Below are 24,790 nucleotides of genomic sequence, written 5' to 3' on the forward strand. Positions count from 1 at the left end.
GTTGTATGGATCAAAAACCCCGGTTGCCGCATTGTATAACAGTTGATTGAACTCTGGAGAGAGAGGGGATGGGGATGCGGCAGGCGCTCAATGCAGTTCTGACCGGCTTTCTCGTTTTCGTTTTACCGGCGACGACTTTGGCGGAACCGGCAAATGTTACGGCTGCGAGCAGCTATTTCAAGAACACGGACACACGCTTTCGAGCCGGTATGCAAATGCGGCTGGCGTGGACTGGTGATTACACCGGCAAATTTGACGGAATTATCGGCAATGGCAGCCTGGATGCAATCCAGGCGTTTCAGGACCGCCATGGCCTGGCCGCCGATGGTCGCATAGATGAAGCCTTCCTTGACGCGCTCATTACTGAAAGTGATGAAGCCATGCGTCTGGTTGGCTTTGGTTGGGAAGATGATACACGCACAGGCGTTCGACTGGGGCTGCCTTTCGAGCTTGTGCAGGAAATCGGTGCGACAGAAGTCGGGTCGATGTGGCGTTCGACAGACAGCGGGCTGGAGATCGAAACTGTTCGTTTCGTGAAAGAAGGCTACACGCTGGACGAAGTGTTTCGCATTCTCAATACGCCCGTGGATGGCAAGCAGATCGACGATGCTGCAATGGGCACCGATGGATTCACAATCGATGGGCATGAAGAGGGGCGCCGGTTTCACATCCGTTTTGATGGCCGGGACATGGATCTGCGCGGCTTTTCGGTAAGCTACAGTCCGCAATGGGCAGATGAGATCGCGCCCTACATGGCGGTTGCCAACGGCAGTTTTCAGCCTTACGCGAGCGAGCCGGTGGCAGAGCCGGATCAGGGCCCCATTGCCGAGCTTTCCCGTCAGCCACGTTATGCTCTGGCGTTCAGCGACATTATGAATGATGGTTTGCCGGACGCGACCAGATCTTCGCTTGAGGTTCCGCCTGCCGCTCTTGGTTCGGCTCCTTCCGGGCTTGGTGGCTATGAGACGAATGGCGCTGTGAATTCGTCCGGCACTGGTTTCGTGGTGTCAGAAGATGGCTGGATTCTAACCAATGCCCATGTGGCAAAAAGCTGTTCCAGCATCGCTGTCGGCGACCTTGGCCTTGCCAACAAGGTGGTGGTGGATGAAGAGCAGGACCTGGCGCTGCTGCATGTGCGTGGCGAAGTCGGGCCACCTTTGCCCATTCACACAGGCAAGCCGCGTCTGGGTGAAGACATTCTGGCGCTGGGCTTCCCGCTGCGGTCCATTCTGGCCGACAGTCTCAATGTGACGCGGGGCAACATCTCATCCCTTCTGGGCCTGATGAATGATCCGAACTATCTGCAGATTTCCGCAGCCGTTCAGCCCGGCAATTCCGGTGGTCCGGTTATTGACCTTGCTGGGCGGGTGGTTGGAGTTGTCACGGCAAAACTCAATGCTGTGGCCGTGGCCGATCTGACCGGGGATATTCCACAGACAATCAACTTTGCCATACGCCCGGATGTCGCAACCAGTTTTCTGCGTGAGCATGACGTAGAGTTTGTCGACGCTGACCCGGATGCAGAACTTCAGTCAGTGCCGGATGCAACGGCAATGGCGCAGGCTTCTATTTTGCCGGTGGTATGCCTCGGTTTGGAAGCGTCTCACTGACCCAGTTTGCGGGAAAGGTCACGTGTGGGCCAGCAATTGGCCGTCATACCATTCTTGCTTTCATAGTCGCCAATGCTGCGCCGGGTTTTAAATCCGGGCAGCCCATCGGCCCCGCCAACATCGTAGCCGGTTGCCTGCAGCTTTTCCTGCATGCGGGCAACGTCGCCGCGGGTGAGGCCAGACACTTTAACCCAGTCTCCCTGGAAGGGTCCGCCGCCACGCATTCTGTCTGCTGCATGGCCAATGAACAGTGCGTACAGGTCTGAATTGTTATAGGCCTTGATGACGTAAAAGTTTGGCGTGGCAATAAATGCCGGGCCAAAGCGACCCGCGGGCATCAGCAGATTGCCGGGCGCACGCTGTTCATTATCCGGAAAGGGCCGGCCGGAAACGCGCGTTACTCCGGCTTTCACGAAAGTGTCGATCGGGCGCACCATATCCGGACCTTCATTGGCGCAGGACACAGAGTCGGGCACATTCGCCTCAAAACCCCAGTCGCGGCCTGCAACCCAGCCGGATTGGCGCAGATAATTGGCAATGGATGCGAGTGTGTCGGGAACAGAGTTCCAGATGTCCCGCCGGCCATCACCATCAAAATCCACCGCCAACTCGCGGAATTTGGTTGGCATGAATTGCGGCTGCCCGAGGGCTCCTGCCCAGGAGGATTTCATTTGCGCAACGGTCAGGTCACCATCCTGCACAATCTGCAACGCGGCCAGAAGCTCGGCGCGGAACATGTCCTTGCGGCGGGCCAGATAGGCTTTTGTGGCCAGCACCTCAAACGCATCATGCGGGATTTTCGCCGAACCAAAGCCCGACTCCCGCCCCCAGATGGCAACGATGATCGGGCCGGGGACACCATATTGCCGCTCTATCCGCTGCAGGGTTGCAGCGTGCTGCTGCAACAGGCTTCGCCCGCGGGAAACAATAGAGCCGAGGTTTCTCTCGTTGAAATAATTGGCCGGGCTTTGAAACTCTGCCTGATGCTGATTTTCAGCCACTGCCGGCTTTTGCCCCGGCAGGACAAGGTCCGGCAGGTTCAGGTTCGGCTTCACATTGCCCAAAGCCGCATCAAATGTTGCCCTGGAAACTCCGCGGGCACGGGCTTCCGGCCAGACTTCATTTTGCAGAAAAGCGGAAAAACCCGCTGCGACGCCGGATTGCGCGGCGGCTGGTTGCACCAGCCAGGGCAGTGCCAGCAGTGCCAGCGCCAGCAATCGTGCTCGCATCAGGTTTCTCCGTATAATGTTTCGCCTGAAGCGGATCAGCTTCTGAGCAGTTCGTTGATGGATGTTTTGGAGCGCGTCCGCTCGTCAACACGCTTCACAATAACGGCGCAATAAAGGCTTGGCCCCGGCTGCCCGTTGACATCCTTGCCCGGCAGAGTGCCCGCAACCACCACCGAATAAGGCGGCACTTCGCCAAAGGAGACCTGACCAGTTTCACGATCAACAATTTTTGTGGACTGGCCGATGAAGACGCCCATGCCCAGCACAGAGCCCTCTCGGATGATGCAGCCTTCCACCACCTCTGACCGTGCGCCGATGAAGCAATTGTCTTCAATAATGGTCGGGCCAGCCTGCAAAGGCTCCAGAACGCCGCCGATGCCAACGCCGCCGGACAGGTGTACATTTGCGCCGATCTGCGCGCAGGAGCCAACGGTGGCCCACGTGTCCACCATGGTGCCTTCGCCCACGCTGGCGCCGAGATTAACGAAAGACGGCATCAGAATCACATTGCGACCAATATGGGCCGAGCGGCGCACAATGGCGCCCGGTACGGCGCGAAACCCGGCCTGGCGAAATTCTGCCTCGCCCCAGCCGTCAAATTTGGAAGGCACCTTGTCCCACCAGGTTGCGCGGTCCGGCCCGCCGGAAATCACTTCCATATCATTGAGCCGGAACGACAGGAGCACCGCCTTTTTCAGCCACTGGTTCACAGTCCATTGGCCATCAGCGCCGCGTTCAGCCACTTTGCGAGTTCCGGTGTCCAGTAGGTCAAGCGAAGCGTTGACCGCATCTCTCACCGCACCCGCGGTTTCAACACCAATTGTATCTCTGGCGTCAAAGGCTTCATCAATGGTTTTTTCCAGCGCAGCGTAATCTGTCATTGCAATGTCCGGATCCTGATTTGAAACGTTTACGCCGTCCTATTAGAAGGCCCCATAATGGTCAATCGAGTAAGGAAACACAGTATGAGCAAGCGGCGCGATAAAAATGAGCGGCCATGGGCGCCATTTTCCCAGTCTGCCGCCGATGACAAAGAGACGGCGGAACAGGTTCCTGAAACACCGCAGACCCGTTCGCCCACCTATCGGTTGGCCTATGATGACCCGGATTTTCTGGCTTCCGAGCCGCTGCGAGGTGTGCGCCTGCAACTGGAAATGGGCAAAACCGAAATGGCGCTTGCACAGGCAGGCATCCTGTCCACCGTGGTCCTGTTTGGCGGAGCGCGCATTCCAGAACCGGGGCAACCGGCATGGGCGGCCAGAAACGAGGTGCAGCGCCAGCGGCTGGAAGCAAATTCACGCTATTATGATGAGGCGCGCAAATTTGCGGCCATCGCGTCGCAGCATTCGGCCAACACATCCGGCGGCAAGGAATATGTGATTGTAACGGGTGGTGGCCCAGGTGTCATGGAAGCGGGCAATCGCGGTGCGGCCGATGTGGGTGCAGTGTCCATTGCCCTGAATATCACGCTGCCGCATGAACAGGCCCCCAACCTCTATGCCACGCCGGAGCTCTGCTTCAATTTTCATTATTTTGCGATTCGCAAAATGCACTTTCTGCTGCGGGCCAAGGCCATGGCAATTTTTCCCGGCGGTTATGGAACGCTGGACGAGTTGATGGAAGCATTGACGCTGATACAGACCGGGCGAATGGAAAAAATGCCGGTGCTGTTGTTTGGCGAAAGCTTCTGGCGGCGGCTGATTGATTTTGAGTTTCTGGCGGAAGAGGGGACGATCTCGCCCGAGGATCTTTCGCTGTTTTCCTATGTCGAAACAGCACAGCAAGGCTGGGATATCATAGCCGAGTTCTACGGCCTCTGAACGCAAGTGGTTATTTTTTGTTTTTTTGAGTGGGCCGCACGTAAATTTCCAGACGGTGGCTCACAATATCAAAACCATATTGATGGGCAATTTCCTGTTGAATGCGCTCAATCTCGTCAGAGCGAAACTCAATAACCTGCCCGGTTTCAACATTGATGAAATGGTCGTGGTGCTCTTCGGGCACTGCTTCATAGCGCGCCCGGCCGTCAGAAAAGCTGTGGCGCTCTATCAGCCCATGCTCTGCCAGAATGTTCATAGTGCGGTAAACGGTGGCAATGTTGATGCCGGGCTCAATCGCGCTGACCCGGCGGTGCAGCTCTTCAACATCCGGGTGGTCTTTGGCCCTGTCCAGCACGCGCAAAATCACCCGGCGTGGACCGGTAATGCGCAGGCCCTTTTGCCGGCAGCGTTCCGCCAATGAATTTGTGACCGGATTGATCATCGTTTCTGCCGCTCCGTTTTGCTGCGGCCTAACATAGCAGAAGCAAAAGGTCACCAATGACCGGGTTTCGAAGTTGGCGGAAAAACCCGGCAGGTTTTACAGAGTGTCGGGCGGCATCCTGAAAAAATTATACATTTCGTGTCAGATGCAAATGATTTGCACTTGTAATCATGTGGCGAATCATGCCTTCTAACTGCAATTGGTTCGCAAGAAGAATAAGGATGTGCAATGTCGTCGCCACTCAGACTTGTTTTGACCGCCCTTGCTGTCTCGGCCACTTTCGCCGGTGGTGCTTTGGCGCAGGACGAACGCATGAAGGTTGTAACCACCTTCACCGTGCTGGCAGACATGGCACAGAATGTTGCGGGTGATGCGGCAGATGTGGTTTCCATCACCAAGCCGGGCGCTGAAATTCATGGCTATGAGCCAACCCCGCAGGATATTGTCGGCGCACAGGGTGCAAAGCTGATCCTGTGGAATGGCATGAACCTTGAGCTCTGGTTCGAACAGTTTCTTGGCAATATGCGTGATGTGCCATCTGTCACGCTGACTGATGGCATAGATCCGATAGCGATTTCCGCCGGCTCCTACGAGGGCAAGCCCAATCCGCATGCGTGGATGGGTGCCGATAATGCGTTGATTTACATTGACAATATTGCCAAAGCCTTTTCTGAGCATGACCCGGCAAATGCGCAGACCTATGCTGATAATGCCGCCGCTTATAAGGAAAAGTTGCGAGCAACCTTGCAGCCACTGCGGGACCAGATTGCACAAATTCCTGAAGCGCAGCGCTGGCTTGTTACGTGCGAGGGGGCATTCAGCTATCTGGCGCGGGATTATGGCATGAAGGAACTTTACCTCTGGCCAATGAATTCCGATCAGATGGGCACACCACGTCAGGTGCGCAGCGTCATTGATGGCGTGCGCGAAAACAACATCCCGGTCGTGTTCTGCGAAAGCACCGTCAATACTGCGCCGGCACAGCAGGTCGCGCGGGAAACCGGGGCAAAATATGGCGGCGTTCTGTATGTTGACAGTCTTTCAGAGCCGGATGGCCCGGTGCCGACCTATCTTGATCTTCTGGCAGTCACATCCAAAACCATAGCAGACGGCCTGACTGCCGGCACCAACTAGCATTCGCACTTCTCCGAATACGCCTGGCGTGGTGCTCCGACCCTTTGAAAGACAGTTCATGAAGCAGGACATTGCAATAGACGGCGGCGGCATTGATGCCCGCGACGTGACTGTTACGTATCGCAACGGCCACACCGCCTTGCGCAATGCCTCTTTTCACATCCCTCGCGGCACTGTCACCGCTCTGGTGGGAGTCAACGGTTCGGGAAAATCCACGCTGTTCAAGGCGATTATGGGTTTTGTGCCTGCCGCCAGAGGGGAAATTCGGCTGCTTGGCATGACAGTCAGCCAGGCTCTGAAAAAAAATCTGGTGGCCTATGTGCCGCAGTCTGAAGATGTGGACTGGTCTTTCCCGGTGCTGGTGGAAGATGTGGTGATGATGGGACGCTACGGTCATATGGGCTTTTTTCGCCGACCGTCCGCTTTAGACCAGAAGGCCGTGGATGAGGCGCTTGGCCGCGTTAACATGTTGGATTATCGACATCGGCAGATTGGCGAACTGTCCGGCGGTCAGAAAAAGCGGGTGTTTCTGGCGCGGGCGCTGGCGCAGGCGGGCCAGGTTATTCTGCTGGATGAACCATTCACCGGCGTTGATGTCAAAACCGAGGAGCAGATTATCAAGCTGTTGCGTGAGCTTCGGGATGAGGGGCGGGTGATGCTGGTTTCCACCCACAATCTCGGCTCCGTGCCGGAATTCTGCGACAGGGTGGTGCTGGTCAAAGGCACGGTGCTGGCCTTTGGTCCGACTGAAAGCACCTTTACTCAAGGAAATCTGGAGGCGGCGTTTGGCGGAGTGTTGCGACACTTCACCCTGGGCGGTCATGCGCTGCATGATGATGATGACCCGCGCCGGGTGACAATTCTCACCGACGACGAGCGCCCTTTGGTGCAATATGGCGAGCGCACTCATTTGCATAAGAGCCCCGAATGAGTGTGCTTCTGGAACCCTTTTCCTATGGCTACATGACCAATGCCATGTGGGTTTCGGCCCTGGTCGGCGGGGTCTGTGCGTTTCTGTCATCCTATCTCATGCTCAAAGGCTGGTCGCTGATCGGCGATGCCTTGTCGCATTCTGTCGTGCCGGGCGTGGCAGGCGCCTACATGCTTGGGCTGCCCTTTGCGCTTGGGGCTTTCATATCCGGCGGTCTGGCGGCGGCATCCATGCTGTTCCTGTCTGATCGCTCGGGGTTGAAGGTGGATGTGGTGATCGGCCTGATTTTCACGTCTTTCTTCGGCCTTGGCCTGTTTCTCGTGTCCATCAACCCGATGTCCATCTCGGTGCAAACCATTACCATGGGCAATATTCTGGCCATTACCCCGGAAGATACGTTGCAACTGGCCATTATCGGCTTTGTCTCGCTGGCCATTCTTCTGGCCAAGTGGAAAGACCTGATGGTGGTGTTTTTCGACGAAAGCCATGCACGGTCGATCGGTCTGCGCCCTGGCCTGTTGAAAGCGGTATTTTTCATGCTGCTCTCGGCCTGCGTGGTTGCGGCCATGCAAACTGTCGGGGCGTTTCTGGTCATTGCCATGGTGGTGACGCCGGGTGCTACGGCTTATCTTCTGTGTGACAGGTTTCCGAGGCTTATTGCAACTTCAGTGCTGATAGGCACGCTCACCAGCTTTTTCGGCGCCTATATCAGCTATTTTCTCGATGGCGCCACAGGCGGCGTCATTGTGTGCCTGCAAACCGTCATCTTTCTGACAGTGTTTGTTTTTGCCCCGAAACACGGGCTGCTGGCGGCGCGTGCCAAAGCGCGGGCTGCCTTGCAGGGTGATGAGGTGGCGGGATGATTGAGCAACTTCTTGCGCCCTTGCAATACGCCTTCATGCAGAATGCGTTCTGGATTGCGATCATTGTTTCCATTCCCACCGCATTGTTGTCCTGCTTTCTGGTTTTGAAAGGCTGGGCATTGATGGGAGATGCCATCAGCCACGCAGTGCTTCCCGGCATTGTTCTGGCCTATATCTTCGGATTTCCGCTTATTCTGGGCGCATTTGGCGCCGGCATGTTCACCGCCCTTGCCACTGGCTATCTTTCAGAAAACAGTCGAGTGAAACAGGACACGGTGATGGGCGTGGTGTTTGCCGGCATGTTTGGCCTTGGCATCGTGCTTTATGTGTCGGTCAGCACCAATGTGCATCTCGACCATATTCTGTTTGGCAATATGCTGGGGGTTGATGCGCAGGACCTTTGGACGGCGGGGCTGATTTCGGCCTTTGTCAGCGTTGCGTTGCTGCTGAAATGGAAAGATCTGATGCTGCACGCTTTTGACCCGGCGCAGGCGCGTGCTTCGGGTTTGCGTGTCAATGTGCTGCATTATGGCTTGCTGGCCATCATCTCGCTGACCATCGTGGCGACGCTCAACGCCACAGGGCTTATACTGGCGGTGGGCCTGCTTATAGCGCCGGGGGCCATTGCCTTTCTGCTGGTGCGCAGTTTCGGCCGCATGCTGGTGGTGGCTGTGGTTGTGTGCATGCTGTCGATGCTGACCGGGGTTTATGCCAGCTTTTTCCTCGACAGTGCACCAGCACCAACCATTGTGCTGGTGTTCACCGCAGTTTTTCTCGTTGCCTTTTCGCGGCGGATTTATCAGGTGCGAAAGGCCGCAATCACGGTTTAGCGTCGTTGCGCAACTGCTCATAGGCGGCCAGTGCCTTGGTGCGGCCTTGCTGCAGGCGGGCGCTGACTTCATCCGGCTTCCATTGCCGGGAAACCTGCCACGAACCTGGCAGCGCGTCGAAATATGCAGCCGCTTCCGGTGTGGTTTTGCCGTTCCAGCCAGCCAGCCAACGGGCGCGGTAGTGGCCTTTCGGGTCAAAGGTGTCAGCCTGCTTGACCGGGTTGAAAATCCTGAAATAGGGCGACGCGTCCGGGCCGCATCCTGCCACCCATTGCCAGTTCATGGCGTTGGATGCGGGGTCCCAGTCGGTCAGGCTGTCAGCAAAAAAATCTTGGCCCAGACGCCAGTCAGTCAGGATGTTCTTGGTCAGCCAGCTTCCCACGACCATGCGCACGCGGTTGTGCATGCGGCCAGTCACCCGCATTTCGCGCAGACCGGCATCCACCAGTGAAATACCGGTTTGCCCCTGGCGCCAGGCTTCCGCTTCTGCGTTGTCGCCGCGCCAGTTGAAATTGTCCCAACCTTTGGACCAGGCACGTTCCGGCATTTGCGGAAAATCCACCAGCAAATTCCAGGCAAATTCACGCCAGAGAATTTCCGACAAAAACTTGTCAATTCCGGCTGATGCAGCAGGGTCTATATGGCTTCTGGCCTCAGCAGCCGACCAGATCCACCGCGGGCTGATTTCACCCACTGCCAGATGCTCGGACAGGTTGGTGGTTGCCTCTATGTCCGGCCGATCGCGGTTTTTCGGGTAATCTGCGCAATCGTCAAAAAACGCTTCCAACCGCGCCGCTGCATTGACCTCGCCAGCGGGCAGAGCCCACTTCTGCAAAACGGCAGCGCCGGTGTGCATATCGCGGGCAAGCATTGGGCTTATGCCCGCTTTTAACGCGGGCAGGGCGGCGATTTTGCCGGGTTCTGCAACGGGATGGTCTGGCCCAATGGCGCGAGCGGCGCGGGCAAATGGTGTGTAAACGCGGTAGACTCCACCAGTGCCGGTGCGCACAGAGCCGGGCTTGTGCAGCAAATGACCCTTATGCAGAACCAGCTTGCAGGGTGTGCCTTCCAGTGCCTTCAGCACACGCTCCTGCGTGGCGCGCATCTGGGGCGCTGGCCAATCTGTCTGGTGAATGACATCCGCATCAATGCTGGCGGCGATTTTCGGCAACAGGTCTTCGGCTTCACCTTGCAGCACCGTCAGATTTTCACCGGTGCGCTTCTGCCATTGCTGGCCGAAGGTTTCCAAGGCCTTTTGCAGCCGCCAGCGGCTGGCTGAGCCTTGTGCTTCCAGCGCTTTGTCTACGATGAAAACGGCCTGAACTTTGCCCTTGGCGGCTGCGGCGGCCAGAGCCTCGTTATCTGCGAAACGGAAATCACGGGTCAGCCAGAAAATCGCAGATGTCATGTGGTAGCAGTTTCCTTTGGTGACTTCGCCGAATTCTTGCTCGAAAGGATATAGCGCAAATCAGCGGTTGGTCCGCTACACAACTTGGAAAAAGTCGCTCTGCATGCCGACTAAGGCATTTGGCCAATCAGGTGCCTGACGCGCTCTATTTTATCCAGCCATTCCGCTGTGGTGTCGTTTGTCCATGCGATCATCAGGCGAATACGTTCGTATTCCTGTTGGATGTTGTTTTCAAGAATTGGTTCATGATGTGCAATGCGATTGCGAAGAACGCGAATTTTATTAAGTTCTTTGAGGCCGTATGTTCGCAACTGTTGGACAGTGTTCGTGCAGTCACAATTCGGGAAAACGATCTTGAGCTGACGATTCCAGATGGCCTGATCATGCCGAGCGGTAAACATCTGTTCCCAGAATATGAACTTCAACTCAGCCACAATTTTGCTGGTAGCTGGGGCTCTTTTTGCGAGATCAATCAGATTGCATCTCGGGCTGTAGCCATGTCTGGAGGTTTTAAGGCTGATCTGAAAACCTCTGTTCCATGGCCAACTCGGGCCGTAGGTGTTTTCAATTGCAGTGGCTATTGAGTTTCTAACGCTCACTTCGCATAACTGCAGGGCAACCAAAAGAGCAGAAGACACCTCCAAATTCCAACGATACAGCCTTAGCGCTTCTTCTATGTCTCCGCCTCTGGCCCTGAGATAGGTGGAAAAGCGAGGTGCAGATATTACCAGAGGCAAGACTTCAATCTCACGTGGTGTAAACGGCATTTTGCAGATGTTCATTCTTGATTTTCTGCCAGGATTATTGACAGGCGTGCTGTTTTTGGTCTAAAAGCGGCGTTGAAAGACGCGTGAGGTCGCGGGGTCAAACCACCCTCATCGTCGCATGATCTGAGGGGAAAGCTCGCTAAAAGCGGGCTTTTTTCTATTTTAAAGTCCCTATCTGGCATTCCACTTTCCGATACAACGTAATGATTGCCGAGATATAATTACAGTTATATGATTAATCAATAAGATATATAGTATAGATAAATGCTGTTAAATTGTGGGAAGGCGTATCGGTCTCGCACTACATCGCGCCAGCCAGCTTTGCAGCGGTCGTCGTCCTATCAGCCAAGAAGATCCTTAATATACAAGTGAGACTGCTGTGCGCGCGGCAAATTCCGAACTTTTAGATCAAGCGCAGACAAATGCGCCCTGACCCTGCCAATTCGGCCCGCAGGGTTGTCGGTCTTAACAGGAGAAACCGTTGCCTGGCGCATGCCTGCCGGCTTGCCAAGCTAGGTTTGATTATTCGCTGGTTTCTTCCAGACACGTCTGAAATATACGGCAGAACGAATAAAATGGTTTTATCGCATTCAGCGTATAAAATTTAGCTTGGCGGTGGGCATTTTCGTAAGGCTACAAGGCACTTCCCGTTGAGACGAACTCATTTCAACAGCGGTCCGATTTGCTCCAACAGGTAGGTTCGGGCTTTCACGCTCGCGTAAGTGTCAGACGCTTCCGCTTCAACTATCAGGCGGGCGAAAACAACGCTGCGGCCATTCTTTTCAGCCCAACCCACAAACCAGCCCAGTGGCTTGGACCGGTCAATTTTTCCACTGCCATCCTTCAGCCAGCCGGAGCCCGTTTTGCCTTGCACCGCCCAGCCGTCAGAACCTGAAAAGCCCGGAATAATTTCGCGTGTCAGGGCAATGGCTTGTTCCGAAACCGGCAGACTGCCTGTTACAAAGCCTCGCAGGAACTGGACCTGTTCATCCGGCGAAATGCGCAAAGACGACATCAGCCAGGATCGCGTCAAGCCATTGGTCTGACCGGCATCGCCGCTCACGTCGCCATTGCCATAGTTGAACTTGCTGACATATTCGCCAAAGCGGGCATCGCCAAGCTTGCGCGTAAGGTCCTGTGAATACCAGACAATCGACTGGTGTTCCCACACCGTTGGATCAACTTGCGGAAAAGCCTGCTCGCGCTTCGAAGCGCCGTGTTCTGCCTTGAGCTGCCAAACCGGATCGTTCGGCCCTTTCAGAATGCCGCTGTCAAAACCCATAACAGCCAGTGGCAGTTTGAAGCTGGACATTGGTGAAAAGCGCTGGTCGCAAGTGCCTTCCCGCACCATTACCTCGCCGCTGGCAACATCTGCAATGATTGTGCAGGCCAGCGGAAGTTCAGGCGAATTGGCCTGCGCCGCACCCGCGCCCAACACCGCAACGGCAGCGGCAAGACAGAACCTCAAAATTTTCACGCGATATGCTCCGTATTCATTGCGGAAAATGCTCCACATGGGTTTGAGCCGTTCTGCCGAAATAGACCGCCCGACGGCCGGAGAACGACACGATATAGCCAGCGCAGCCTGCTGCCTTCACGTTTTCGCAGAAGGCTCTGTAGCTGTAGTCTGGTCCGTTGGCCTGCGCCCATTTTACCTGTGCGGCAATTCCGGCCTCGTCAAATGCCGCTGCAACCGAGCCTGCTTCATCCGGCTTGCTCAAAGTCACACTGTCGCCATCAGCTAAGTAAAAGCTCTGCGTATTGCGCCGGTAATCAACCATGTAGCTCTCAAAACCCGCATCCATCAGCCTGCCGACAATTTGCGGAAAACTCATGCTGCCATTGTAAGCGGCATTCAGGCAATTTTGGGCAATAGAAGTCCGTTCCGCGTCCATGGCGGATCCCTTTCTCAGTTATAATGAACAAATTCTTAACTTCGGTCAGTCGACCGGAACGCTTTTCAGTCCGCGCTTTTCGGCCAGTTTCCGCAGCAGCCTATCCAGCGCCTCATGCTCCTGCCGTGTCAGTGCACCAAAAAACTCGGCGTCATTTTCATCTGCCAGCGATGCAAGCAACGGCACCTTTGCGCGGCCCGCCGCTGTGAGAGAAAGGTTGTGGGCACGCTTGTCCTGCGGGTTATCCGCCCGCTCAACCAACCCCTTGGCCACCAACCTGTCTGCCAGTTTGCTGATTGCGCCCTTGGTCATTCCCATTTTTTCAGCGAGTAGAGAGGGCGGTGTTGAAGCAACGTCAAACAGAGCCCGCATGAATGCCCACTCAGCCACAGTTACCTCGTTACCAGCAACCTTGCGGGCAAATTCCTGAGATACGGCGTTTGACACCATTCGAAGCCAATAGCCTGTATGCGCGTTGAGATCAGATACCGTGGCCACGAATGCTCCTGTTATTGACTAGGAAACTACCACGAAGATGTTTCCTAGTCAACAAGATGCTGTCAACGCAAAAATGCCAGCAAGTGGTCGCACGCACTTGCTGGCATGGGGCTAAAATAAGCTTCGTGTCTAAAGGTGCTGGTCATCGCAAAAGGCTTTTTGAAAACGCGCAAATACGCCTGCAAAAACCACACGGCAGCAGATGATGTGATGTGAAAGGGGTGTACTGCTTCTCCGGCCAATGCCCCAAGAAATGGGGCGGTCGCCAGCGGGCGTCGCTGGCGCCGGGAGCCTAAGAACACGTCCAAACGTTACGTGCCCGCCGCTTTCCCCCAAGGGGTGTTGTATAGCAAACGGACTCCCGACAAAGCAAAGCCGGCGCGCGCCACCATAACAGCGGGCACGTAGTATCGCACTCTCTTCGCAGAGAATACGGCGTTTGGAAAGTCTCTAGGCGGAAACCCGGTGACTTTCAGGAGTTTTTAGGCTCCAGAGAAACATATAGATGATAAATGTTTGAGCTGCAACTGAAAAATCAACTCTGGATCGACGTCAGAAATCCGTGCAGATCATCTGTGATAAAGTCGATATGTTCGCCATCGCGGCCTTCATGTTCCCAGATATCATCCAGTGCGGCCTCGAAATTGCGCGGCACAATCAGCACGGTTTTCATTCCCAGCGCTTTGGGAACTGTGAGATTGCGGGCAAGGTCTTCAAACATCACCGCATGTTCCACATCAATACGGTGCAGCCCCATGAACTTGTCGTAGGTTTCTGCCGCCGGCTTGGGAACAAGTCCTGCCGCCACAATGTCAAAAATGTCTTCAAACTGATCCAGAATACCAAGCTGGCGAGCCGTACGCTCTGCGTGGCCCCGATCGCCATTGGTGAAAATGAACTTGCGGCCGGGCAGGGAGGCTATGGATTCGCCCAGAGCCGGATCCGGGTCCAGCCATGAATAGTCTATGTCATGCACGAAATTCAAAAAGGCATCCGGGTCAATCTGATGCAGATCCATCAGCCCGCGCAATGTGGTGCCATGGCTGCGGTAATATTCTTTTTGCAGGCTTTTCGCTTCCTGCGGCGGCAGTTGCAACAGGTCGGAAACAAACGCAGTCATGCGTTTGTCGATTTGCGAAAACAGGTCGACATGGCGCGGATACAGGGTGTTATCCAGGTCGAAAACCCAGTCGCGCACCCCGGCAAAATCTTCCGGCGTGGCATCTCTGGTTCCAAGAATGTTATTCGCCTGAGACATCTGCAATTCCCTGTGACTTTCTGTTCAAGGCACAATCAGCGTGCCCGCGCCGTGCTCTGTCAGAAGTTCCAGCAGAACAGCGTGCAAAACCTTGCCATTGAGAATGACCACGCCTTCGACGCCGCGCTCGATCGCCTCAATGCAGGTTTCAACCTTGGGTATCATGCCACCGGAAATCGTACCATCCGCTATCAGCGCCTTGGCCTCTGACACCGAAAGCTCCTTGATCAGGTTCTTGTCCTTATCCAGCACACCTGGAACATCGGTCAGGAACAACAGGCGCGAGGCCCGCAACGCGCCGGCAATAGCCCCGGCAAACGTGTCGGCATTGATGTTGTATGTGTTGCCATCGCGCCCCGGCGCCACCGGCGCAATAACCGGGATCATTTCAGAACGGGCCAGAAGGTCCAGCAATGTGCGGTCCACCTCGACCGGCTCACCCACAAACCCTAGATCGATGACCTTCTCAATATTGGAATCCGGGTCACGCATGGTTTTGCGCGCCTTTTCGGCAAACACCATATTGCCGTCCTTGCCGCACAGGCCAATTGCCCATTCACCTTCGGCATTGATCAGCGCCACAATTTCCTTGTTGATGGAGCCAGCCAGCACCATCTCGACAATTTCAACCGTATGGGCGTCTGTTACGCGCAAGCCGCCTTCAAAACGGCTTTCAATGCCCATTCTGTCCAGCATGCGGCCAATCTGCGGGCCACCGCCATGCACGACTATCGGGTTGATGCCGGATTGCTTGAGCAGGGCGATATCGCGGGCGAAGGCGCGCCCAAGCTCAATATTGCCCATGGCGTGGCCGCCATACTTCACCACTACCGTCTTGTTTTCATAAGCCTGCATGAATGGCAGGGCCTCTGCGAGCAAGGCGGCTTGCTTTTCGCGATTCTCGGCGGTCTCTCTCATGTGGTGCTCTCCATGGTCGCCCGGTTACTTAATCGAGTTCACCCGCAGTTTGAAGCGGTTAATCTACTTGCCGACGCCTGTGCTTGCCGTTAACCGGGAAGTGCAAAACTTTTATGAGGCGTATCGTGGTTGAAAAGCTGAAAATCATTGCAGGGCCAATGGAACTGGTTGGCCGACTGGAACTGGAAGCTGCGCCAAAGACCTGTGCCGCCTTTGTTGCGGCGCTGCCATTTGTCAGCAACATTGTGCATGTAAGGTGGAGCGGCGAGGGCGTGTGGATGCCACTGGGCGATCTGGATTTCGGTGTTTCTTACGAAAACCACACCAGTTTTCCTGCGCCCGGACAGATGGTGCTTTATCCCGGCGGCATCAGCGAAACGGAAATTCTGCTGGCCTATGGCGGAGTGCACTTTGCATCCAAGGTTGGCCAGTTGGCAGGTAACCATTTTTTAACCATAACTGAGGGGCAGGAAAGGCTGTACGAGCTTGGCCGCATGTGCCTGTGGAAGGGCGCACAGCCAATCCGTTTTGAGCCGCTGGTCTAACAGCCTTTCGTTAAGACGGTCACGTTTTAACGGCAAGACAAAGCGATGAAGAAAATGGCGCGCCTCAAGCTTTCGCAAGAACGTTTGAGTTTGGCCGGGGTTTGGTATTTTGCCAATTTGATTAAAGGCGGCCGTGCAATCCGGCCCGGAGCAGGTGTTGGATGACGCCAGTTGACGCTGACGGTGTGGGGCTTATCGAAGTTGTGGCGCTGTTGGCTGCCGGCGTTGTTGCCGTGCCGATTTTCAAGCGCATCGGGCTTGGAGCTGTGCTGGGCTATTTCGCAGCCGGAGTGGCCATGGGCCCTTCAGGCGCGGGGTTGATTGATGATCCCGAAACGGTTCTGCATTTTGCAGAATTTGGCATCATCATGCTTCTGTTTGTCATCGGGCTGGAAATGCAGCCTTCTCGCCTGTGGAACCTGCGCGGCCAGATTTTCGGCCTTGGGCTGGCGCAGGTTGCCATTTGTGGCGCATTGCTGACGGGCGTCGGCATGCTGGCCGGACTTTCCGGCCCGGTTGCCTTTGTGGCGGGCATGGGCTTTGTCATGTCTTCCACCGCGGTTGTTACGCAGATGCTGGAAGAGCGGGGCGAAACATCCACCGAACTGGGGCAACGCTCCATCTCCATTCTGCTGCTGGAAGATCTGGCGATTGTGCCGCTTCTGGCCATTGTCGCCTTTTTGCAGCCCGGCGGTGTGCAGGGAGATGGCACCAGCAGGCTGGAGCATTTTGCCATTGCTGCAGGCTGCTTTGTTGCGCTGGTGGCGGCAGGGCGATTTTTGCTGAACCCGTTCTTCGCCATTCTGGCCCGGGCAAAGGCACGCGAAATCATGACAGCGGCGGCCTTGCTGGTGGTGCTTGGCGCGGCTTTGTTGATGGAGGTTGGCGGGCTTTCCATGGCAATGGGCGCGTTCGTGGCCGGGGTCATGCTGTCTGAATCATCATTCCGGCATCAGCTTGAAGTCGAGATAGAGCCATTTCGGGGCATTCTGCTCGGCCTGTTTTTTCTGGCGGTCGGCATGTCGCTGGATCTGCAGACGCTGGCGCAGTTCTGGCCCACAATCGTGCTGGGCGTTGTCGTTTACATTCTTGTCAAATCACTCGGCATCTATCTGGTGGCCCGGTATTTCGGCAACGACAAGCGAGAGGCGGTTCTGCGGGTCAGCCTGTTTGCACAGGGTGGTGAATTTGCCTTTGTGCTTTACGCCGCTGCCGTTTCGTCCGGTCTGTTCAGCGCCGAGTTGAACTCGATGTTCACCGCCATCGTCATCTTGTCCATGGCCATAACCCCGCTGACATCCATGCTCGTGGCGCGCTATCTGCCGGGTGAGGAACCTTCCATGGATGGCGTGGATGAGGCGGATGGTCTGCAAGGCGAATTGCTGATGGTCGGCTTTGGCCGCTTTTCGCAGGTTGCCAGCCAGGCGCTTCTGGCCCGCGGCATGCGAATTTCCATTCTGGAGCGGGATGTGGAGTTGATCCGCGCGGCGGCGGATTTTGGCTTCAAGGTTTATTATGGCGATGGCACGCGCATGAATGTGCTGCATGCGGCTGGAATAGCCAAAGCCAAGGCGGTGCTGGTCTGTGTTGACGACCCGGCGGAATCTTTGAAAATTGTTGATCTTGTGCAGGAGCATTACCCGCTTATGCCATTGTTTGTGCGGGCATATGACAGAGGCCACGCGCTGGAACTGGTGCGCAAGGACGTGGAATTTCAGATCCGCGAGACATATGAATCTGCGCTGGTGTATGGCGAGCAGGTGTTGCTGCACCTGAAGGTGGATGAAGAGGATGTGCAGGAGATTTCGCAGGAAGTGCGCCGCCGCGATGATGAGCGGTTTGCCCTGCAACTGGCCAGCGACATCTATGCCGGCAACGACCTGATGCTGAACAACCAGCCGGTGCCTGCGCCGCTGACAAAGCCGCGCAGCCCTGGACAGATCATCGGCAATGGCGATCTGGAAGGCCGGTTGGAATCAGACAATCAGCAACGCGCGTAGATCGTTGACATTGGTCAGCGTAGGTCCGGTGATCACCAGATCATCCAGCCGGGCAAACAGGCTGTAGCTGTCATGCGCGGCCAACACCGCCTTGGCATCCAGCCCGGCCTGGGCGGCGCGGGCCAGTGTCTGCGGGGTTACGATAGCTCCGGCTGCATCTTCCGTGCCGTCAATCCCGTCCGTATCGGCAGAAAGGGCATAAATGCCCGGTTCACCCGCCAGGGCCACGGCAATCGCCAGCAGGCACTCTGTGTTTCGCCCACCCCGTCCGGCAGGGCCTTTGCCAATGGAAACCGTGGTTTCGCCGCCCGATAAAAGTACCGCAGGGGTTGGAAGGGGGTGGCCATGATTGCGCACAGACAGCGCAATACCTGCCATGACGCGTCCAAGCTCGCGGGATTCTCCCTCCAGCGCATCACCCAGAATCATCGGGGTCACGCCCAGTTCCCGCGCTTTTTGCGCGGCGGCTTCAAGCGCCATTGCAGGAGTGGCAATCATGCGAAAATCCGGCTCGATGCTTTCCTGCTGCTGCCGCGTGCGACGCAGGATGTCCAGCACGTGGGCAGGCAGTTCCGGTGCCAGCCGTTCAACCAGCGCATGCAGCGCGCTTTCATCGGCCGTGTCCGGCACAGTCGGGCCGGAGGCGATGGACAAGGGGTTGTCGCCCGGCACATCGGAAATGGCCAGTGTAACCACGCGGGCCGGGTGCGCGGCCTGGGCAAGACGCCCGCCTTTAACGGCTGAAAGTCGGCGGCGCACCATGTTCATCTCGTGAATATTGGCCCCGGATGCCAGAAGCAGCTTGTTGACTGCCTGTTTGTCGGCCAGGGTCAGCCCCTCTGCCGGAACGGCCATAAGCGCAGAGCCGCCGCCGGAAATCAGCGCCAGCACCATATCATCCGGGCCCAGACCTGAAACAGCTTGCAGAATTTCTCTGCCAGCGGCCTCGCTGGAGGCATCCGGCACCGGATGCGCAGCTTCCAGCACGCGAATGCGCTGTGTTGGCGCGCTGTGCTCATACCGCGTGACCACAACGCCAGACAGGTCGACATCCGGCCAGGCCCGTTCCACTGCCTGCGCCATGACCGCAGCCGATTTGCCCGCACCCACGACAACAATGCGCCCCTTTGGCCGCTCTGGCAGATAAGCGGCAAGGACCTTTAACGGGTCAGCGCTGGCAACTCCGGCCAGAAATATTTCACGTAGAATGGTTTCGGCGTGCTCGGATGCGATGCTCATATCATGCCTTTTCTTCAACCAACTCTCATCATTTCGCATTGTCTTGCCTTTAAAACGCAAGCGTTTCAACGAGAAATGCTTCAGGGCTGCTGCAGGCGGCTCAACGCATTTTCAAGCGGTGTGGATCGAATCGACATGAGCCCTTCAAACGGCGCATTCAGATCAAGAATGATGTAGACGGCGCAGGCGATTGAGGCCGAGCATGCGAAAAGAAACGCGTAAGTTATCAGGTTGCGGGGCGCAAAAAGGCCGAATGATACGAAAATCAAAGTCAGCCAGACGGTCAGGATCGTCACCAGCGTCGGGTTGACTGAGGAATAGGTTTCAACGGCAATTTTCCAGTAGTCCTGATGCACTTTGTTGAACGCCTGCAAAGAGGCAAGCTTGGTGCGCTGTTCTTCCGCTGTGGCGGAAGACAGATCAGAGATGGAAACACCGATAGCCGTGAGCCGATGGCCAACCACTGTTGGCCCTGCCTGATTGTCCTTTGCGTGCAGCGTTGGCCAGGCACCTTCTATGGCCATCTGGGTGAACTGGCGCATGGTGGCGCGAATGCTGTCTGCCTCTGGCCCATGGTCGCGCAAGCTGGCATCAAGATTGGCAATGTCTGCGGCATATTGCTGAACATCGCGTTCGGTCTGGTTATAGCTGCTCATGACCGATGAAACGATGAGGCTGAGGATCAATGCGCTCATGGCGGAAACCATGCCGATGCCCAGTTTCACAACGTCTCGTGATTCTGTGGAAATGTGATGTGGCTTAAGCTTTCTGCCTATGGCCATGGCCAGAACAGAACTGCCAAATATGCATGCGAAAATCAGCAGTGATGTGGCTAAAGGCGGCACGCAAAACCCCCCATCAGTAGTGGCGCATCCTCTTGTATCAAGACTTGAAAATTTCCGCATCTTCACAAATTTTCACAAAAAATATGATAATTTTTGTGAAGCTGCTGGACGGCTCAACGGCTTGCAGCATATGCTTGTGCCAGGAGGACGTCAGAATATGAGCGATGAGAAATTTGCAATCGGCGTTGTTGGGCTGGGCTCCATGGGCATGGGCGCCGCGCTGTCCTGTATCAAGGCTGGGCTTGCAACCTACGGTGTGGATGTAAACCCGGCTGCCTGCGCCAGCCTGCAGCAGGCCGGGGCGGTGGAAGCCGGGTCAGATGGCCGCAAATTTGCTGGAAAGCTGGACGCGTTGTTGCTCCTGGTCGTCAATGCTGCGCAGGTGGAAACCGTGCTTTTCGGCGCGGAGGGGCTGGCTGAACATCTGCGCCCCGGCACACCCGTCATGGTTTCCGCCACTGTTTCCCCGGAAGATGCACGCGCCATTGCAGCCAGATTGCAGGGCATGGGCCTTGCCATGCTGGATGCTCCGGTTTCCGGCGGTGCAGCAAAGGCAGCGCAAGGCGCAATGACAGTTATGGCATCAGGCCCGGATGAGGTGTTTGCCAGCTTGCGGCCGGTGCTGGATGCCGTGGCAGAAAAAACCTATGAAATCGGGCCGGAGATTGGTCTGGGAGCCACGGTGAAAATTATTCACCAGCTTCTGGCAGGCGTGCATATTGCCGCCGGTGCAGAGGCAATGGCGCTGGCCGCACGTGCAGGCATTCCCCTTGGCCTGATGTATGATGTTGTCACACATGCGGCCGGAAACAGCTGGATGTTCGAAAATCGGATGAAGGGCGTGGTCGAGGGCGATTACACGCCGACCTCTGCGGTGGATATTTTCGTCAAGGATATGGGTCTGGTGACGGAAACCGGCCGCGCGCTGAAGTTTCCGCTGCCTTTGGCCTCAACCGCCTATGCCATGTATCTCAACGCCAGCAATGCCGGTTTTGGTGCAGAGGCGGACAGCGCCGTCATCAAAACCTTTGCGGGAATTGACCTGCCGGACCGGAGAAAATCATGATCCGCCTTGGAATCATTGCAGACGACTTTACCGGCGCGACAGATATTGCCGGATTTCTGGTGGCCAATGGCCTGTCTGTCATTCAACTGAATGATGTGCCGGATGCCGGACTGACGGTGGATGTGGATGCGGTTGTTGTCAGCCTGAAATCACGCTCCGCCCCAGTGGACGAGGCTGTTTCGCAAAGTCTGGCTGCGCTGGACTGGCTGCGCCAGCGCAATTGCCGGCAAATCTTTTTCAAATATTGCTCAACCTTCGACTCCACGCCCGAGGGCAATATCGGCCCGGTAACAGATGCACTGATGCAGGCCATGGGCCAGAGCATCACAGTGGTTTGCCCGGCCTTGCCGGTCAACGGCCGCACGATCTATCAAGGCTATCTTTTTGTCGGCGCAGTGCCAATGAATGAATCCGGCATGCGGCACCACCCGGTTAACCCGATGCAGGACGCCAACCTGATGCGGTTGATGGAACAGCAATCCACCGGCAAAGCGGGCAATGTGCCATACACCATTGTGGAAGAGGGTCCGGAGGCGGTGATGGCCGAACTGGCCAGGCTGGAAGCTGACGGTGTGCGCTATGCAGTGCTGGATGCGCTGGATTCCAGACATCTTGCAACATTGGGCGCGGCCATTGCCGATATGCCGCTGATAACCGGTGGAGCCGGGCTGGCCGATGGGCTTTGCATGGCCAACCCGATGCCCGCTGGCAGCCGCGAGGCGGCGGAAAAGGCTGGCAAGCCGTTGAGCGGGCGCGCAATTGTGCTTTCAGGCTCCTGTTCCCAGATGACCAATCTGCAAGTGGCTGCCTATGCCGGGAAAGCGCCTGTGGTGCGCATTCAGGTGGAACGAGCGCTGGGTGATGTGGACGCCTATGCGCAGGAATTGCTGGATGAGGTTCTGAAGGCGGAAGGGGGCGAATATGCGCCACTGGTCTCTGCCACAGTGCCACCAAAGGAGCTGGCAGACATTCAGCAGAAGCATGGTGCGAAACAGGCCAGCCATGCAGTCGAACAGGTTTTCCACGCACTGGCACGCCTGCTGGAAAGCCAGGGTTTCAGCACGTTTATTGTGGCGGGCGGCGAAACGTCCGGCACGGTCAGTCAGGCTCTGGAAGTTTCCGGCTTTTACATCGGCGCACAAATTGCCCCGGGTGTGCCATTTGTACGCGCAATTGATAAGCCGGTTACGCTGGTGCTCAAAAGCGGTAACTTTGGTCAGGAACAGTTTTTTGCCTTGGCGCAAGATCTGGCGAGGGAGAGCGCGTAATGCCCAAATTTGCTGCAAATCTGACTTTGTTGTTTACCGAACTGCCGTTTCTGCACCGTTTTGATGCGGCGGCAGATGCCGGATTTTCGGCGGTTGAGTTCCTGTTTCCCTATGATTATCCGCCAGAGGAAATTGCCCAGCGGCTGGAAAGGAACCGGCTGGAGGTCGCATTGTTCAACATGCCTCCGGGAGATTGGGCGGCAGGAGAGCGTGGCATGGCGGCACTGCCCGGCAGGGAGGCCGAGTTTGCCCGCAATGTCGATAAGGCATTGATTTATGCCCAGGCGCTGAAAGTGCCCAATCTGCATGCCATGGCTGGCCTGACCCAGGGACTGCATGCACCAACCTGCCGACAGGTTTTTGTGCGCAACATGCGAGCCGCGGCGGACAAATGCGCCGAACATGGCATTCGCGTGCTGATAGAGGCTTTGAACACGCGCGATGTGCCGGGTTATTTTGTGGCGCACCAATTGCAGTCGGCTGAACTGTGTGAGGAAATCAACCGCCCCAATGTTTATGTGCAGCTGGACCTTTACCACGCGCAGATCATGGATGGTGACCTGACCCGGCTGATTGAAAAGCTGCAGGGCCGGTTTGCCCATGTGCAGATAGCCTCTGTGCCCGAGCGGCACGAGCCGGACCTGGGCGAGCTGAATTATCCACACCTGTACGACGTGCTGGATAGGGTGGGTTATGACGGGCATATTGGCTGCGAGTACAACCCGAAAGCAGGGACAAAGGCCGGGCTTGGCTGGTTCGAGCCATATAAGCGAGGATAGGCGCCATGATTCCGCTGGAAAGGCAAAGCCGGATTGTGGACATTCTTGCCGGACGCCCGGCTGTGGGAATTGCAGAGCTGACTCGCGTGCTCAAAGTTTCACATATGACTGTGAGGCGGGATTTGCGGCAGCTTGAACGGGCCGGGCGGGTTGCAACCGTGGCCGGTGGCGCGCGGCTGACCGACTCCGTGCTGGCGCGTGAAGCGCCGCACATTGCCAAGGCAGAGTTTTGCCGTAAGGAAAAGGAAGCCATCGGTGCGGCAGCTGCCAGCTTTGTCGAACACGGGGCCGCAATTTATCTGGATGCCGGAACCACGGTGCTGGCATTGGCGCAAATGCTGGTCGGGCGCGACGACCTGACGGTGGTCACCAACGATTTTGCCGTTCTGGAATTTTTGTCAGCCAACAGCAAATGTGTGTTGCACCACACCGGCGGCATGGTGGATCGCGAAAACCGCTCCTGCGTGGGCGAGGCTGCGGCCCGTGCCATACAGGGTTTTCGTTTTGATACGGCATTTATTTCGTCTTCCTCATTTGGCTCTGACGGGCTTTCGGTTACCGACCCAGGCAAAACGCTGGTGAAACAGGCCGCCAATGAAAGTGCGGTCAGAACCGTGCTTCTGGCAGACAGCACCAAGTTTGGTCAGCGCGCACCCTATGCCGCACTTGGGCTGGACAGGTTGTCGATCATCGTCAGTGATGAAGGGTTGAGCGATGATGCGAAGGCGGCGTTGACTGCCGCAGGCGTTGAAATTGTGATTGCGAAAGGCGGGCAGGGTGAACGAAGCAAAAGCGCGTGAACTGATCTGCGCCATGGGCCACCGGCTTTACCAGCGCCGCCTTGTGCATGGTACTGCCGGAAATATCAGCCTGCGGCTGGAAGATGGCTGGCTGGTGACGCCCACCAATACCTGCCTTGGCGAGCTGGACCCGGCAAGCATTTCCCGGCTGGATGCAACCGGGCGTCTGATTGCCGGAGACAAGCCTTCAAAGGAGGCATTTCTGCACACATCGGTCTACGATGTTCGGCCGGATGCGCAGGCAATCATTCACACCCACTCAACCCATTCTGTTGCGGTGTCCTGCATGGACCATCCCCACGGCTGCCCGCCCATTGAGCCGTTGACGGCCTATTACGTCATGCGGGTGGGGGAGCTGGCACTTGTGCCCTATTACCGCCCCGGTGATAAGCGGCTGGCTGATGCCGTGCGTGAAGTTGCCGTGCGCCATGCCTGCGTGCTGCTTGCCAATCACGGTCCGGTCATTGCCGGAAAAGGCTTGAACGAGGCGCTTTATGCCTTGGAAGAGCTGGAGGAAACCGCGCGGTTGAAACTGCTGCTGGATGGGCACCGGACCAAGCCGCTGACGGCGGAGCAGGTTGCCGAACTGACCTTGATTTGAAACAACAACGCCGCCGGAATAACCCGGCGGCGCTGGATTGTGAT

General features: G+C 56.5%; 25 protein-coding genes. 13 read left to right on the forward strand and 12 right to left on the reverse strand.

Annotated elements, in window-relative coordinates; translation table 11 throughout:
- Window positions 1–74 precede the first annotated feature (74 nt).
- Window positions 75–1,610, forward strand: coding sequence for a serine protease (locus tag FPY71_RS04445; protein ID WP_246160128.1), 1,536 nt, complete (start codon window positions 75–77; stop codon window positions 1,608–1,610).
- Here the strand turns inward: FPY71_RS04445 and FPY71_RS04450 are convergent.
- Together FPY71_RS04450 and dapD are read right to left on the reverse strand one after the other, a co-directional pair.
- Window positions 1,604–2,839: a lytic murein transglycosylase gene (locus tag FPY71_RS04450; protein ID WP_149297984.1), complete on the reverse strand. Its 1,236-nt coding sequence runs from the start codon at window positions 2,837–2,839 to the stop codon at window positions 1,604–1,606. The genes FPY71_RS04445 and FPY71_RS04450 overlap by 7 nt on opposite strands.
- A gap of 35 nt (window positions 2,840–2,874) precedes the next feature.
- The gene (gene dapD, locus FPY71_RS04455) at window positions 2,875–3,720 is read right to left on the reverse strand and encodes a 2,3,4,5-tetrahydropyridine-2,6-dicarboxylate N-succinyltransferase (protein WP_425457855.1); all 846 of its coding nucleotides are present in this window, start codon (window positions 3,718–3,720) and stop codon (window positions 2,875–2,877) included.
- Between the two features lie 84 nt (window positions 3,721–3,804).
- Here dapD and FPY71_RS04460 point away from each other — a divergent pair, with 84 nt between their 5' ends.
- A complete protein-coding gene (locus FPY71_RS04460; RefSeq protein ID WP_149297988.1) occupies window positions 3,805–4,659 on the forward strand; it encodes an LOG family protein in 855 nt (284 codons plus the stop codon).
- A gap of 10 nt (window positions 4,660–4,669) precedes the next feature.
- On the opposite strand, the gene FPY71_RS04465 is transcribed toward FPY71_RS04460, so the two are convergent.
- The gene (locus tag FPY71_RS04465) at window positions 4,670–5,101 is read right to left on the reverse strand and encodes a Fur family transcriptional regulator (RefSeq protein ID WP_149297990.1); all 432 of its coding nucleotides are present in this window, start codon (window positions 5,099–5,101) and stop codon (window positions 4,670–4,672) included.
- A 228-nt stretch (window positions 5,102–5,329) separates the two neighbouring features.
- On the opposite strand from FPY71_RS04465, the gene FPY71_RS04470 reads away from it, so the two are divergent.
- Genes FPY71_RS04470 through FPY71_RS04485 form a run of 4 tightly spaced genes read left to right on the forward strand, consistent with a single transcriptional unit; the run spans window position 5,330 to window position 8,859 of the window.
- Window positions 5,330–6,235 (forward strand): metal ABC transporter substrate-binding protein, encoded by a 906-nt coding sequence (locus FPY71_RS04470; protein WP_149297992.1) that lies wholly within the window; start codon window positions 5,330–5,332, stop codon window positions 6,233–6,235.
- A gap of 58 nt (window positions 6,236–6,293) precedes the next feature.
- Entirely contained in the window at window positions 6,294–7,166 is an 873-nt protein-coding gene (locus tag FPY71_RS04475) for a manganese/iron ABC transporter ATP-binding protein (RefSeq protein ID WP_149297994.1), read from the forward strand.
- Complete coding sequence (locus tag FPY71_RS04480; RefSeq protein ID WP_149297996.1) at window positions 7,163–8,029, forward strand: metal ABC transporter permease; 867 nt, start codon at window positions 7,163–7,165, stop codon at window positions 8,027–8,029. The genes FPY71_RS04475 and FPY71_RS04480 overlap by 4 nt, the downstream gene beginning before the upstream one ends.
- Window positions 8,026–8,859 (forward strand): metal ABC transporter permease, encoded by an 834-nt coding sequence (locus FPY71_RS04485; protein WP_149297998.1) that lies wholly within the window; start codon window positions 8,026–8,028, stop codon window positions 8,857–8,859. The genes FPY71_RS04480 and FPY71_RS04485 overlap by 4 nt, the downstream gene beginning before the upstream one ends.
- Here FPY71_RS04485 and FPY71_RS04490 read toward each other — a convergent pair.
- The 7 genes from FPY71_RS04490 to argB all read right to left on the reverse strand — a co-directional run bounded on the left by FPY71_RS04490 (window position 8,849) and on the right by argB (window position 15,603).
- A complete protein-coding gene (locus FPY71_RS04490; protein ID WP_149298000.1) occupies window positions 8,849–10,267 on the reverse strand; it encodes a cryptochrome/photolyase family protein in 1,419 nt (472 codons plus the stop codon). The two genes, FPY71_RS04485 and FPY71_RS04490, sit on opposite strands and share 11 nt — an antisense overlap.
- Window positions 10,268–10,377: 110 nt before the next feature.
- Window positions 10,378–11,049 carry an Abi family protein gene (locus FPY71_RS04495; protein WP_210246234.1) on the reverse strand — a complete coding sequence of 224 codons (672 nt, stop codon included), beginning with the start codon at window positions 11,047–11,049 and terminating at the stop codon, window positions 10,378–10,380.
- Window positions 11,050–11,695: 646 nt separating this feature from the next.
- The gene (gene blaOXA, locus FPY71_RS04500) at window positions 11,696–12,550 is read right to left on the reverse strand and encodes a class D beta-lactamase (protein WP_149298002.1); all 855 of its coding nucleotides are present in this window, start codon (window positions 12,548–12,550) and stop codon (window positions 11,696–11,698) included.
- Window positions 12,528–12,929: a DUF1398 domain-containing protein gene (locus tag FPY71_RS04505; RefSeq protein ID WP_149298004.1), complete on the reverse strand. Its 402-nt coding sequence runs from the start codon at window positions 12,927–12,929 to the stop codon at window positions 12,528–12,530. The genes blaOXA and FPY71_RS04505 overlap by 23 nt, the downstream gene beginning before the upstream one ends.
- 45 nt (window positions 12,930–12,974) lie before the next feature.
- Window positions 12,975–13,427 (reverse strand): MarR family winged helix-turn-helix transcriptional regulator, encoded by a 453-nt coding sequence (locus tag FPY71_RS04510; protein ID WP_149298006.1) that lies wholly within the window; start codon window positions 13,425–13,427, stop codon window positions 12,975–12,977.
- A 535-nt stretch (window positions 13,428–13,962) separates the two neighbouring features.
- Window positions 13,963–14,685 carry a pyrimidine 5'-nucleotidase gene (locus FPY71_RS04515; protein WP_149298008.1) on the reverse strand — a complete coding sequence of 241 codons (723 nt, stop codon included), beginning with the start codon at window positions 14,683–14,685 and terminating at the stop codon, window positions 13,963–13,965.
- Between the two features lie 24 nt (window positions 14,686–14,709).
- Window positions 14,710–15,603, reverse strand: a complete 894-nt coding sequence (argB, locus tag FPY71_RS04520; protein WP_149298010.1) for an acetylglutamate kinase — start codon at window positions 15,601–15,603, stop codon at window positions 14,710–14,712.
- A 113-nt stretch (window positions 15,604–15,716) separates the two neighbouring features.
- Between argB and FPY71_RS04525 the strand changes: the two genes are divergently transcribed.
- Both FPY71_RS04525 and FPY71_RS04530 read left to right on the forward strand, forming a co-directional pair.
- Window positions 15,717–16,148 carry a DUF3830 family protein gene (locus FPY71_RS04525; RefSeq protein ID WP_149298012.1) on the forward strand — a complete coding sequence of 144 codons (432 nt, stop codon included), beginning with the start codon at window positions 15,717–15,719 and terminating at the stop codon, window positions 16,146–16,148.
- Between the two features lie 161 nt (window positions 16,149–16,309).
- On the forward strand, window positions 16,310–18,148 hold the full coding sequence (locus FPY71_RS04530; RefSeq protein ID WP_149298014.1) for a monovalent cation:proton antiporter-2 (CPA2) family protein: 1,839 nt from the start codon (window positions 16,310–16,312) through the stop codon (window positions 18,146–18,148).
- On the opposite strand, the gene FPY71_RS04535 is transcribed toward FPY71_RS04530, so the two are convergent.
- Both FPY71_RS04535 and FPY71_RS04540 read right to left on the reverse strand, forming a co-directional pair.
- Window positions 18,125–19,387, reverse strand: a complete 1,263-nt coding sequence (locus FPY71_RS04535; RefSeq protein ID WP_149298016.1) for a glycerate kinase type-2 family protein — start codon at window positions 19,385–19,387, stop codon at window positions 18,125–18,127. The genes FPY71_RS04530 and FPY71_RS04535 overlap by 24 nt on opposite strands.
- Window positions 19,388–19,467: 80 nt before the next feature.
- The gene (locus FPY71_RS04540; RefSeq protein WP_188052201.1) at window positions 19,468–20,232 is read right to left on the reverse strand and encodes a bestrophin-like domain; all 765 of its coding nucleotides are present in this window, start codon (window positions 20,230–20,232) and stop codon (window positions 19,468–19,470) included.
- 157 nt (window positions 20,233–20,389) lie between these two features.
- Between FPY71_RS04540 and ltnD the strand changes: the two genes are divergently transcribed.
- The 5 genes from ltnD to otnC are packed head-to-tail and all read left to right on the forward strand — an operon-like array spanning window position 20,390 to window position 24,746.
- Complete coding sequence (ltnD, locus tag FPY71_RS04545) at window positions 20,390–21,298, forward strand: L-threonate dehydrogenase (protein WP_149298020.1); 909 nt, start codon at window positions 20,390–20,392, stop codon at window positions 21,296–21,298.
- Window positions 21,298–22,566 (forward strand): 3-oxo-tetronate kinase, encoded by a 1,269-nt coding sequence (gene otnK / locus FPY71_RS04550; RefSeq protein WP_149298697.1) that lies wholly within the window; start codon window positions 21,298–21,300, stop codon window positions 22,564–22,566. Before ltnD ends, otnK begins: the two co-directional genes overlap by 1 nt.
- The gene (gene otnI, locus FPY71_RS04555; protein ID WP_149298022.1) at window positions 22,566–23,345 is read left to right on the forward strand and encodes a 2-oxo-tetronate isomerase; all 780 of its coding nucleotides are present in this window, start codon (window positions 22,566–22,568) and stop codon (window positions 23,343–23,345) included. The genes otnK and otnI overlap by 1 nt, the downstream gene beginning before the upstream one ends.
- 5 nt (window positions 23,346–23,350) lie before the next feature.
- Complete coding sequence (locus FPY71_RS04560) at window positions 23,351–24,145, forward strand: DeoR/GlpR family DNA-binding transcription regulator (protein WP_149298024.1); 795 nt, start codon at window positions 23,351–23,353, stop codon at window positions 24,143–24,145.
- A complete protein-coding gene (gene otnC, locus FPY71_RS04565) occupies window positions 24,123–24,746 on the forward strand; it encodes a 3-oxo-tetronate 4-phosphate decarboxylase (RefSeq protein WP_149298026.1) in 624 nt (207 codons plus the stop codon). The genes FPY71_RS04560 and otnC overlap by 23 nt, the downstream gene beginning before the upstream one ends.
- Window positions 24,747–24,790 lie beyond the last annotated feature (44 nt).

The organism is Aureimonas fodinaquatilis, assembly GCF_008369445.1.
Classification (GTDB): domain Bacteria; phylum Pseudomonadota; class Alphaproteobacteria; order Rhizobiales; family Rhizobiaceae; genus Aureimonas; species Aureimonas fodinaquatilis.

What these genes read in the sequence shown, in the direction of transcription:
- FPY71_RS04485 (WP_149297998.1), top strand. Translation starts at nt 8,026, where the DNA reads ATGATTGAGCAACTTCTTGCGCCCTTGCAATACGCCTTCATGCAGAAT.
- ltnD (WP_149298020.1), top strand. Translation starts at nt 20,390, where the DNA reads ATGAGCGATGAGAAATTTGCAATCGGCGTTGTTGGGCTGGGCTCCATG.
- argB (WP_149298010.1), bottom strand. Translation starts at nt 15,603, where the DNA reads ATGAGAGAGACCGCCGAGAATCGCGAAAAGCAAGCCGCCTTGCTCGCA.
- blaOXA (WP_149298002.1), bottom strand. Translation starts at nt 12,550, where the DNA reads ATGTGGAGCATTTTCCGCAATGAATACGGAGCATATCGCGTGAAAATT.
- FPY71_RS04450 (WP_149297984.1), bottom strand. Translation starts at nt 2,839, where the DNA reads ATGCGAGCACGATTGCTGGCGCTGGCACTGCTGGCACTGCCCTGGCTG.
- FPY71_RS04525 (WP_149298012.1), top strand. Translation starts at nt 15,717, where the DNA reads ATGAGGCGTATCGTGGTTGAAAAGCTGAAAATCATTGCAGGGCCAATG.
- FPY71_RS04535 (WP_149298016.1), bottom strand. Translation starts at nt 19,387, where the DNA reads ATGAGCATCGCATCCGAGCACGCCGAAACCATTCTACGTGAAATATTT.
- FPY71_RS04460 (WP_149297988.1), top strand. Translation starts at nt 3,805, where the DNA reads ATGAGCAAGCGGCGCGATAAAAATGAGCGGCCATGGGCGCCATTTTCC.
- FPY71_RS04490 (WP_149298000.1), bottom strand. Translation starts at nt 10,267, where the DNA reads ATGACATCTGCGATTTTCTGGCTGACCCGTGATTTCCGTTTCGCAGAT.
- FPY71_RS04530 (WP_149298014.1), top strand. Translation starts at nt 16,310, where the DNA reads ATGACGCCAGTTGACGCTGACGGTGTGGGGCTTATCGAAGTTGTGGCG.
- otnI (WP_149298022.1), top strand. Translation starts at nt 22,566, where the DNA reads ATGCCCAAATTTGCTGCAAATCTGACTTTGTTGTTTACCGAACTGCCG.
- FPY71_RS04465 (WP_149297990.1), bottom strand. Translation starts at nt 5,101, where the DNA reads ATGATCAATCCGGTCACAAATTCATTGGCGGAACGCTGCCGGCAAAAG.
- FPY71_RS04560 (WP_149298024.1), top strand. Translation starts at nt 23,351, where the DNA reads ATGATTCCGCTGGAAAGGCAAAGCCGGATTGTGGACATTCTTGCCGGA.
- FPY71_RS04470 (WP_149297992.1), top strand. Translation starts at nt 5,330, where the DNA reads ATGTCGTCGCCACTCAGACTTGTTTTGACCGCCCTTGCTGTCTCGGCC.
- FPY71_RS04505 (WP_149298004.1), bottom strand. Translation starts at nt 12,929, where the DNA reads ATGGACGCGGAACGGACTTCTATTGCCCAAAATTGCCTGAATGCCGCT.
- FPY71_RS04480 (WP_149297996.1), top strand. Translation starts at nt 7,163, where the DNA reads ATGAGTGTGCTTCTGGAACCCTTTTCCTATGGCTACATGACCAATGCC.
- FPY71_RS04445 (WP_246160128.1), top strand. Translation starts at nt 75, where the DNA reads ATGCGGCAGGCGCTCAATGCAGTTCTGACCGGCTTTCTCGTTTTCGTT.
- dapD (WP_425457855.1), bottom strand. Translation starts at nt 3,720, where the DNA reads ATGACAGATTACGCTGCGCTGGAAAAAACCATTGATGAAGCCTTTGAC.
- FPY71_RS04495 (WP_210246234.1), bottom strand. Translation starts at nt 11,049, where the DNA reads ATGAACATCTGCAAAATGCCGTTTACACCACGTGAGATTGAAGTCTTG.
- FPY71_RS04475 (WP_149297994.1), top strand. Translation starts at nt 6,294, where the DNA reads ATGAAGCAGGACATTGCAATAGACGGCGGCGGCATTGATGCCCGCGAC.
- FPY71_RS04515 (WP_149298008.1), bottom strand. Translation starts at nt 14,685, where the DNA reads ATGTCTCAGGCGAATAACATTCTTGGAACCAGAGATGCCACGCCGGAA.